The following is a 10159-nucleotide window of genomic DNA, read 5'->3' as shown; positions in this document are numbered from 1 at the left end:
CGGCCGTTCTGTTGGCGGTTGCAGCGGATCTGACCGTCTGGTGGCGCGGCGGAGTTCCGGTTATGAACCATATCTACCGCATTGTCTCGGGAGCCCCCAACGTTCATCTGAACGGAACGACACTTCTGTACAGCGGAACATTTAAAGAGTCGAAATTCGCTCCCTACAAACGGAGCGATGAAGGGGTCCAATTGTATAAAGCAGCGGGAATTCCGGAGGGAGTAACACGCCATTGGATCTTTATTCCCCGGGATGACAAGCCTGCTTACCGATATAAATTTCCTGAATACGGAATCGGGTTTTAACAGTTGGCGCACCCCTTAGACCAAGTAACTGGGGGTGCGTGTGGTAAGCATTCTGGTTTGCATCATGGCGTCAAGAGAGGAACAAAAACGTGATGTGTTAATTTTTGCCACCCTGTCCCTGATTGTGCTTGGCCGCTGGCACGATCGGTTGCTTCTGCGCAAGTGGAATGAATCATGGGACGGTTCATAATCCGAACAAAAAACGACCTTACACCTTTATCGTTCGGATTTTATCTTGACGTTTCGCCCCATTCCTGCTACACTCACTAAGGGACAGCGTGTGCATGGCGGCCGCATGTCCCGGGGAACGTATTGATATGGAGGTGTTGCCGCATGGCAACCTTAGTGGTTGTGGGCACCCAGTGGGGCGATGAAGGAAAAGGCAAAATTACCGATTTTCTGGCGGAAAAAGCAGAAGTTGTGGCACGCTACCAGGGGGGCAACAACGCCGGTCACACGATCTCGATCAACGGCAAGGAATTCAAGTTGCACCTGATTCCGTCCGGGATTTTTTATCCGGAAAAAATCTGCGTGATCGGCAACGGCATGGTGGTCAACCCGAAAGCGTTGGTTGACGAATTGACATACTTGAAAAACAATGGCGTTTCGACTGACAACCTGCGCATCTCCGACCGGGCGCACGTCGTGATGCCCTACCATATCCGACTCGATGAGCTGGAAGAGGAAAGCAAAGGCGCCAACAAAATCGGCACCACCCGCAAAGGGATCGGTCCCGCTTACATGGATAAGGCGGCGCGGATCGGCATCCGGATGGTCGACCTGCTCGATCCGGAAGAGTTTGCGGCCAAGCTGCAGCGCAATCTGGCGGAGAAAAACCGGATTTTTGAAAAAATTTACGGTGCGGAAGGGTTCAAATTCGAACAGGTGTATCAGGAATATCTGTCGTACGCCGAAGTCATCCGTCCATACGTGACCGATACGTCGGTTGTGCTGAACGAAGCGATCGACGCCGGCAAAGACGTATTGTTTGAAGGTGCACAGGCTTCGATGCTCGACATCGACCAGGGCACCTATCCGTACGTCACGTCATCCAATCCGGTGGCCGGCGGCGTGTGCATCGGGGCGGGCGTAGGACCGACGAAAATCGACAAAGTGATCGGCGTCGTCAAAGCGTACAGCACCCGTGTCGGCGATGGTCCGTTCCCGACCGAACTGCTGGACGAAACCGGCCAATTCATCCGGGAAACGGGGCGTGAATACGGTACCACGACAGGTCGTCCCCGCCGCGTCGGCTGGTTTGACGCGCTCGTGGTCCGTCACGCGCGGCGCGTATCGGGGCTTGACGGAATGGCGATCACCCGGCTCGATATTTTGACCGGCCTCAAGGAACTGAAAATCTGCACCGGCTACCGGTACAACGGCGAAGTGCTGACAGAGTTCCCGACCAGCCTGAAGGTGCTGGCCAACTGCGAGCCGATCTACGAAACGCTGCCCGGCTGGGAGGAAGATATCACGGGTGTCCGCTCCTATGACGAACTGCCGGCCAACACTCGCGCCTATATCGAACGGATCAGCGAAGTCACGGGCGTTCCGCTGGCGATCTTCTCGATCGGCCCGAACCGCGAACAGACCGTCCCGGTGACGGAGATCTACTAAAGAGAAACGAACCAACCACAAGCAGCCGCCTGCTCGCCAGGTGGCTGTTTTTTTATGTGCTTTTTTGTGGTATATTTTTTAAACCCAACAGTCAAAAAAATCAGACACTATCCGTATGTCTATAATACATTCGGGGGAAAGGGGAGCGAGTGGGGATGAATCTTCTCGAATTGTTGCGCAAGTCAGTAAATAATCACGCTGACCGGCCGTGTCTTCTCTACAAGCAGGGAAAGCGCTATCAGTCGATCACGTACGGGGAATTTTGGGACGCGATCCGGGAGGTTGCGGCCGGCTTGCTGGCATGCGGCGTGCAGCCGGGCGACAAGGTCGCCATTTTGTCCACCAATTGTCCGCAGTGGGCGATCAGCGATTACGCGATTTTGTCGCTTGGGGCGGTTGTCGTGCCGATCTATCCGACCCTGCCGGCCGAGCAAGTGGAGTTCATTTTGCGAAATGCGGATGTCAGTTGCCTGATGGCGGAAGACGCCGCCCAACTGCAAAAAGTGGACGCCCGCTGGCCGTCCCATCTCAAGCTGGCGGTGCAATTTTTCGGGGATCCGGTGGACTGCGGCCGACAGATCCTGACGTTTGCGGACATTCGCGCGATCGGAAAGGAACGGTTGCCGTCGCTGCAGTTGCCCGACATTTCCTCCATCGAAGACGACCAGCTCGCCACGATCGTCCATACATCCGGCACGTCCGGCACGCCAAAAGGCGTCATGCTCACCCACGCAAACATTGTTTCCAATATCCAAGCCAGTTTGACCTGCCTGCCTGTCGAACCGACCGATGTCACCTTATCGTTTCTTCCTTTGTCGCATATTTTTGAACGAACGGTCGGACAGTACGCCGTTTTGTCGTGCGGAGCGGCCATCGCCTACGCGGAAGGCATCGAAAAAATCCAGCAGAACCTGCGCGAGGTGCGGCCGACCGTGTTCACCACCGTACCGCGTCTGCTTGAAAAAGTGTACGCCGGCATTCAGCAGCGGACGAACAAAATTCCGCGATTTTTGCGGGTGGTTCTACCGGTCGGTTGGTTGATCCGGCGAAAATTACGGGCCGGCTTCGGCGGACGCATCCGCTACATCATCTCGGGCGGAGCCGGATTGGCTGCCGATATTGCGGAATTTTTCCATCAGGCCGGCCTGCCTGTCTATGAAGGATACGGGATGACCGAGACGGCGCCGGTGATTTGCGCCAATCGCTACAACGAGGCGCGGCCGGGCACGGTCGGCAAACCGATTCCCGGCGTGCAGATCCGGCTGGCGGACGACGGGGAACTGCAGGTGAAAGGCCCGAACGTCATGCAAGGCTACTACAAAGCGCCGGACGAGACAGCCAATACGTTCACGGAAGACGGCTGGCTGCGCACGGGCGACATTGCGGAAATCGAAGATGGTTATGTGAAGATCGTCGACCGCAAGAAAAACATTCTGGTGCTTGCCACCGGCAAAAATGTTGCCCCGTGGCCGATCGAGAACAGCATCACGTTGAGCCCGTACATCGCCGAGGCGGTGCTGATCGGCGACCGGCGAACTTATGTGGCCTGCCTCCTGGTGCCCGATTTTGCCGCGCTGGCTCCGATCGCCGCCGAGCACAATCTGGGCGATGACCGGCACGTGTGGCTGCAGTCGGAGCCGGTCCGATCGCTTATCCGGCAGGAAGTGATGCGCGCCGCCGAGAAGTTTGCCGATTTCGAACGGCCGAAACGTGCAGTCCTGCTGGCGAACGAACTGAGCATGGAAGCGGGGGATTTGACGCCCACGCTGAAAGTCCGCAACAAGGTGATCCTGCAAAAATACGGACCGCAGATCGAGTCGATGTATGCGGGCGAAGAATACCTGCCGATTTTTGACCAAACGGATGAATCGGTTCAAACAACGGGCCAACCGCTTCCGGCAGCCGGCCAGCCGCAGGCGACCGAACAGGGACGCAAACGACCGATCTGGCCCTATGCGGCAGCCGGCATTCTCTTCGGTATCCTGGTCCGGTTGTGGGTGAGATAGGAGGGAAGAGCATGAACTATTACACGCGAGCGATCCTCGCATTTGGCATCCCGTTCGCCGTCGTGGCGTGGGCGCCGGTGCCCCATCTGCATATTCCGGAAAAACTGGACGTCCTTGGGATGATTCGCCATATCAACGCCAACAACGAAGGGATCAACAGCGTCAACGACAAGATCCTGAAAGACATGGAGAACATCAATCGGCAGTCGGATACGACCGCCCGCATTCATAACGGCCTGCTGACGCTGCAACAAGGGATGTCAGAGCAGGACGCGTCCCTGGCAGACTTGAACCGGCTGAGCAGCAAACAAGTCGAGCTGAGTTCGAGCTTGAACCGCTTGGCCGGCATCCTCGCAACCGATCTGCGTGATGTTCAGCAGGCATCCGCCAGCCAATTCGGTTCTGTGCAAAAGCTGCTGGAGACCGCCAACTCGTTGAGCCGGCTGGCGCAAGAGGTGGCCGATGTAAACGGCAGCATTGCCGGCAAACTGGACCGCGCCACACAAGCGAGCGGCCAGGTTGCATCGAACATGCCTTAACGCACGGAGGGGAAAAGCGATGATTTTGAAAGCGTTGGGTTACTTGGGAATGACCGCGGTGGTCGGTTTGCTGGTGCAAACGATGGTGACCACCTACTACCTTGGAAAAATTGACTCGGGCCTCAACACGAGCCTCGATTCCACATCCCGGCTGATCTCCGTGCAGAAGGCGATCATCGAGAAAAACGAGTCGCTTGGCCAAGTGATCGCCACCACCAAACAGATGAATCAGCAACTGGGGTCGTCGTTGCAGGTGACGCAGGCGATCCGCTCCAACATCCAACTGATCAATCAGTTGAACGCCGACACGCTGCAGCTAAATCAAAATATGATTGCATCGGGCAGTCAAAGCAACCAATCGCTGCAGTCGATCACGAGCGGTATGGAGCAACTCAAACAGGCGACTGAACAACTCTTCCGATCGCTCCAGCGGCTCCAGCAGCTGACTGAGCAAGACCGGGCCAATCTGCAAAAGATGAAGCAGTACACCGAGCAAATGAACCAAAAAACGCCGGGGGTGTCACCATGAATCCGAAAGACTGGCTGCAAGCGCTTTCCATTCCGAAATTGATCACCGTCTTGTGTTTGCTGGGACTTGGCGTGAACGGCCTGGTGCAGATGGGTGTGCAGCGGGACATTGCGGTCAAATCGGAGAAGCTGCGCGCCCAGGTCGTGGAGGCGCAACAACTGTCCGACTCCATGAAAAGCGGACTCAATGGTCTGACCGAGTTAAAAGACACAACCCTCCACATGGCGGGCACAGTCAAACAGCTGCAATCAGCCACCCACGACATGCATCTAGGGCTGGTGACGCTTGACCAGACGGTTGCCGGCATTAACCAGTCGGTGCAAACGATCGGCCAATCGACGCAGCAATCGGTCAGTCAGATTCAAACAACAGAAGCGACCGCCCGCGCGCTGCTCGATTTTTTGCAAAAGATTTCGCTAGCAAACGGGCAAGTGATCGCCAATTTGAATCAAATGATGCAGGACCAGCAGCGGATCAACCAGAACCTCGACGAGATGAACCGGAAAACGGCAATTTTGCCAAGATGGGGGGGCAACTGATGATTCCAAAACTGCAGGTGAATCAGGTTCCGCGGTGGGCGTGGATCAGCCTGGCCGGATTGCTGCTGGCATCCGGGATCGCCGGACTGGTGGCGTCGGCCGCCCCGAAACTGCCATTTGTACAATCGGGTGACCTGCTTGGAATGATTCATGAACTCAGCGGCACCACCAACCAGATGCTTGACAACACGAAATCATTGCATCAACAGGTGCAAAAGGTGGAGGCAAAACTGGGCCAGCTCAATCAGCAAGAAGCGATTTTGCAAAAACAGACGGAAACCGGCAAAAACCTGATCATCGAACTGAAAACCCAACAGCAGTTGACGGCCGAAGGTGTCAGCTTGATGGAACAAATTTTGCAGCGGGAGCAAACCAGCGTTACATGGACGAACAAGGTGGACAGCCAGGTGCGGCAACTGACGCAAGATGTGGCGCAGAATGCGGAAATCCTGCAGAAAGTAGCCGGTTCGTTGCAAGTCAGCAGCCGCGAATCAAGAACGCTGAACGATCAAATGGACCGACTGTTGGCGGAACTGCAAAGATCGCAGGATGCGTTCAGGCTGTTTGGCAAACTGAAGGACCTTTTGCGGCAGCCTTCCACCGTAATCAATGACGTGCTCCGTGGTTTGCAGCAGCAACAGCCACCATCAGTGATCGAACACTTGCTGCGCGGCGGGCAGACGCAACAGACACCTTCCGTAATTGATCCGCTACGCAGTTTGCTGTAGGACATTCGGCCGGGTGGCCAAAGCACAAGACGGGGAGGGGAAGTCATGATGGGAAAATGGGTCACGATCGGCTTGATTTTGTTGGGGACAGCGGGCGGCGGTACGTTCGGCTACAGCCTGCTGCAACAGGCCGCCATGCAAGCGAAGATCAACAAGGCGATGGATGTGATCAACCAGTCGATTGTGACAACCGGGCGTTTGGTGCAAGAAACATCCGACACGTTGCAGCCGTTGTACGAAACCAGCAATGCGTTGAGCGACATTGAACAGCAACAGGAGCAGATAGTCAATAATTTGGCCGGGATGAACGACAGACTGCGGTCGATCGGCAATAGTGAGCAAGCGATCATCGCGGGACTCGATTCGTTAAATCAGGTGACGCAATCGGCAAGCGGCGCCTTGTTCAGCATGAGCCAGGTGAATTCCGGCATTCTGCAGGCGAGCAACGTCTCTGCCGGGCAAAGCGGGCAGGAAGCCGGCCAGGTCATGCAGCTGAACCGGTTGACGCAACAATCGATCGCAAAACTGAAGGAACTGAACGACAAACTGTATCCGCTCCGGCTGCTTCCGTAATAAGGGGTTCGCATATGCCCGCGACCTAGCACAAATGGAACGAAACACACACCGTTTCTCCCGAAAGGAGGAAAGCTGCTATGTATGAAACAGTGCTCACGATCAGCATTTTGTTGCTGGCGTACGGTTGTATTCGCTATGGGATTGCAAAATGGCGGAGGGAACCCAACCCTTCCCTGCATACGTTGTGGATTCCGGCGGCCGCCTTTTTTTACGCCGCATGCGTATCCGTCTTTGTCTGGATCTTCTAGCGGCAAACCGATTGACATCCTGCGGCGTCTCCAGTATGATCAAGGAGACGTTTGCAATCGGCTCGGTAGCTCAGTCGGTAGAGCAGAGGACTGAAAATCCTCGTGTCGGCGGTTCGATTCCGTCCCGAGCCACCAGACAACTCAAAAATGATGGGCAAAAAAGCGGGTCTCTTCGGCTCGCTTTTTTCCTATTCGACTATTCGACGTGTTTTCATTCTGATGCAGAAGCAGGATGTTGTTGCACAACTCAGCTTGCACGGTCCAAAAAAGTTGATTTTATAGGATGTTCATTGTTAGTATCGGACTGAGGCAGGCGTTAAGGAGGCGGATCGAGGTTGAGGCGATATTGGGGAAACTGGGCAGGCTTTGCCGTTTTCCTGTTGATCACCTGTTTGGGTGCAGTACTGCGGTATCTGTGGATCGTGAAGATACCAAATCCGCCGATTATGGATTTTTTAGGCTATTACAAGACAGCGCTCAGTTTTTACCGCCATCAGGGGTTGGCTGTCGACGGGGAACCGGCCGGATATGTGGGGATTATGTACCCGTTGGTGCTGGGCTGTTATTTTCTCTTAGTCGGCCATTCCGATGTATTTACGGCAAAAGTGTTCAACGTGATCATTTCGACTGCTTCACTGGTCGTTTTTTTCTTCATGATGCGCAAGCTGTTGCCGAACAGGCGGCTGGCCATGGCGGGATATCTCATCCTTGCGCTTTTACCCAATTATATTGCGTATAACAGCGTACTCGGCTCGGAAATCCTGTTCACGTTCCTGTTCGCTGTGACATTGTGGATTAGCATTACAAAGGTGGACAACCGCTGGCGTTACCCCTTGCTGGGCATCCTTTGTGCCGTGACGGCTCTAACTCGACCGTTTTTCCTGGCTTATCCCGCGGTCTTGGTGATGCTACATTGGATCCAAACAAAGAGCCTGAAACGTTCCGTGGCGATGGCGGCCTCCGTGTTTGTTGCGATGGCGTTGACCCTTTCACCGTGGATCTATCGGAACTACAAAACGTTCGATGCATTCATTCCGGTTTCTTACAACGGAGGCGTCAACCTGTTCATTAATAACAACAGCGACAATCTCCACGGTGGCTACATGCCGCTGGAAAAAGTGACACCACGGGAAGGGTTCAAGGAAAAACTGCGCTCGGTTGGCGCCGAGTATCCTCAGTATTCCCCAAAACTTGAGCCCTTGTACCGGGCGGAAGCCCAGCATTGGATTGTGACACACCCGCTTCAGTTTTTGCAATTGGGCGTTGCCAGGGAAAAGCTGACTTTTTTTAGTGGAGCAAACGATATTGAAATGTGGGCGATTGCGGAAAACGCCAATAAAAACACGAGACGATTTATGTTGTTTCGACACATTTCGGACATCGTCATCCATGTGTTGAGCGGTTGTGGTCTGCTGTTCTTACTAATTAACATCCCGAAAACTGTGGTCGCCATAGTTCGAAAGCGTCGTATTGCGGATTTTCCGTCCGTTATATTGACGATGAATATTTTGTTTTATGCTGCGATCTATTTTGTTTTCGAAGGTCAGGCGCGCTACAATTTCCCTGTGTTGTTTTTATTGGTGATCGCAACGCTTGCTTTCGCATATAACGCAATGCAATTTGACCGTTTAATGGAAAAGGATCCGGTCAAACCTCAATCGCTCCAATAACGAATTAGGATATTTTGTAAAATAAGATCGTCTCGGTTTGGCCGCGTGCATCGAGGCGATCTTTCCTTTTATGCGTGATTGCTTTGGTTCTCTCCCGGGCCAAGTGAACCTAGGTGTTTCCCCCATGTTGTTTGATCACTTCCACAGCCTGCTCCACCTTGTCTTTCGGGCAGACCACGGTCATCAAGATATCCTCGCCCGAGACGGGATCGCCCGACAGCCCGCTGGCGGACGGATCGGCTGCAATCAGCACGGACGCGTCACGGCTGGAAATGTCGTCCATGCCGAGCGTCACGTCGCCGAGTGACGGGATTTTTCCGGTGATCGGGTTCATCAGGCGCTGCGCCGGCTGGCCTGGATAGGGCGATACGCGGTCGATTTGCACCGTTTCGATCCCCATTTTTTGCAGTTCCTCCGACGCTTTTTGCGCCACATCCGGATCTTTGAATGATGCAAGAATCGCCTGTTCTTTCAGCGGATCAAACGGATTGTTCAGCGGTCGGTTGACTGGCATTGGCATCGATTCCTTTCCCGGTTGATTTGATTCCTCTGCGGAGCGGGACAGATGACGGCCTGTTGCTTCCACTTCTTCGCTACCCGTTAGTCTGGACCGAGCAACGGTTTCCCATGCTGGAACAATTTGTTATGAAGGAATTTTGCCGCAACAATTGAAGTAGATAATGGATAGGCGAGCAGGAAAGGGTGGAAATGCATGAACCAGAAAATTTTGGTGGTCGAAGACGAGCTGCCGATAGCCGATATATTAAAATTTTCCCTGGAGAAGGAAGGCTATGAGGTGATCCTCGCCCACGACGGGGAAGAGGCGGTGGAGATGGCGCACGCGGAACAGCCCGATTTGATTTTGCTCGATGTGATGCTGCCGAAAAAAGACGGTTTTCAGGTCTGCCAGGAAATCCGTTCCTTCCTGGCGGTGCCGATCATCATGCTGACCGCCCGCGATTCGGAGATCGACAAGGTGCTCGGATTGGAACTCGGGGCGGACGATTATGTGACCAAGCCATTTTCGTCACGGGAATTGATGGCCCGCGTCAAGGCGAACCTGCGGCGGCAGAACCAGGAACCGCTGCTGCATGCGAAGCCCCGTTATGTGATCGATGAGCTGGTGATCGACACTTCCACCTACCAGGTCACAAAAAACGGGGAAGTGCTGGACCTGACCCATCGCGAATTCGAGTTGCTGGTGTATCTGGCGAGACACCGCGGCACCGTGCTGACCCGCGAACATCTGCTGCAGGAAGTCTGGGGATTCGATTACCTGGGGGATATCCGCACGGTCGACGTGACGATCCGCCGGCTGCGGGAAAAGATCGAAACGGATCCGAGCGATCCAAAGTACATTTTGACTCGCCGGGGTGTCGGATACTGCATGAGGAGGTAGGTC

At 54.5% G+C, this 10159-nt stretch carries 13 protein-coding genes and 1 tRNA gene; 13 read left to right on the top strand and 1 reads right to left on the bottom strand.

The window, feature by feature from the left end; translation table 11 throughout:
* The 12 genes from C230_RS22930 to C230_RS0105580 form a co-directional block, all read left to right on the top strand.
* Positions 1-305 (top strand): hypothetical protein (locus tag C230_RS22930; RefSeq protein ID WP_026174159.1); only part of this gene is annotated, 305 nt, incomplete at its 5' end.
* A 40-nt stretch (positions 306-345) separates the two neighbouring features.
* Positions 346-495 carry a hypothetical protein gene (locus C230_RS22390; protein ID WP_156807364.1) on the top strand — a complete coding sequence of 50 codons (150 nt, stop codon included), beginning with the start codon at positions 346-348 and terminating at the stop codon, positions 493-495.
* 143 nt (positions 496-638) lie between these two features.
* Positions 639-1922, top strand: a complete 1284-nt coding sequence (locus C230_RS0105625; protein WP_018131060.1) for an adenylosuccinate synthase — start codon at positions 639-641, stop codon at positions 1920-1922.
* Positions 1923-2077: 155 nt separating this feature from the next.
* Complete coding sequence (locus C230_RS19570) at positions 2078-3928, top strand: AMP-dependent synthetase/ligase (RefSeq protein ID WP_018131059.1); 1851 nt, start codon at positions 2078-2080, stop codon at positions 3926-3928.
* 11 nt (positions 3929-3939) lie between these two features.
* Positions 3940-4467, top strand: a complete 528-nt coding sequence (locus C230_RS0105615; protein WP_018131058.1) for a hypothetical protein — start codon at positions 3940-3942, stop codon at positions 4465-4467.
* Between the two features lie 19 nt (positions 4468-4486).
* Positions 4487-4996 carry a methyl-accepting chemotaxis domain-containing protein gene (locus C230_RS0105610; RefSeq protein ID WP_018131057.1) on the top strand — a complete coding sequence of 170 codons (510 nt, stop codon included), beginning with the start codon at positions 4487-4489 and terminating at the stop codon, positions 4994-4996.
* A complete protein-coding gene (locus C230_RS22925) occupies positions 4993-5535 on the top strand; it encodes a hypothetical protein (RefSeq protein WP_018131056.1) in 543 nt (180 codons plus the stop codon). The genes C230_RS0105610 and C230_RS22925 overlap by 4 nt, the downstream gene beginning before the upstream one ends.
* Positions 5535-6263, top strand: a complete 729-nt coding sequence (locus tag C230_RS0105600) for a hypothetical protein (RefSeq protein ID WP_018131055.1) — start codon at positions 5535-5537, stop codon at positions 6261-6263. Before C230_RS22925 ends, C230_RS0105600 begins: the two co-directional genes overlap by 1 nt.
* 45 nt (positions 6264-6308) lie before the next feature.
* A complete protein-coding gene (locus tag C230_RS0105595) occupies positions 6309-6836 on the top strand; it encodes a hypothetical protein (RefSeq protein ID WP_018131054.1) in 528 nt (175 codons plus the stop codon).
* Positions 6837-6916: 80 nt separating this feature from the next.
* On the top strand, positions 6917-7087 hold the full coding sequence (locus C230_RS22380) for a hypothetical protein (RefSeq protein ID WP_018131053.1): 171 nt from the start codon (positions 6917-6919) through the stop codon (positions 7085-7087).
* Positions 7088-7146: 59 nt separating this feature from the next.
* Positions 7147-7222: transfer RNA gene (locus tag C230_RS0105585), tRNA-Phe, on the top strand.
* Positions 7223-7479: 257 nt separating this feature from the next.
* Positions 7480-8757 (top strand): ArnT family glycosyltransferase, encoded by a 1278-nt coding sequence (locus C230_RS0105580; RefSeq protein ID WP_156807363.1) that lies wholly within the window; start codon positions 7480-7482, stop codon positions 8755-8757.
* Positions 8758-8866: 109 nt separating this feature from the next.
* Here the strand turns inward: C230_RS0105580 and C230_RS0105575 are convergent, their stop codons facing one another.
* A complete protein-coding gene (locus C230_RS0105575) occupies positions 8867-9271 on the bottom strand; it encodes a hypothetical protein (protein WP_018131051.1) in 405 nt (134 codons plus the stop codon).
* A 198-nt stretch (positions 9272-9469) separates the two neighbouring features.
* Between C230_RS0105575 and yycF the strand changes: the two genes are divergently transcribed.
* Positions 9470-10156, top strand: coding sequence for a response regulator YycF (gene yycF, locus C230_RS0105570; protein ID WP_018131050.1), 687 nt, complete (start codon positions 9470-9472; stop codon positions 10154-10156).
* Positions 10157-10159 lie beyond the last annotated feature (3 nt).

The organism is Effusibacillus pohliae DSM 22757 (assembly GCF_000376225.1).
GTDB lineage: Bacteria > Bacillota > Bacilli > Tumebacillales > Effusibacillaceae > Effusibacillus > Effusibacillus pohliae.
This window is presented reverse-complemented; position numbering and strand designations above follow the sequence as displayed.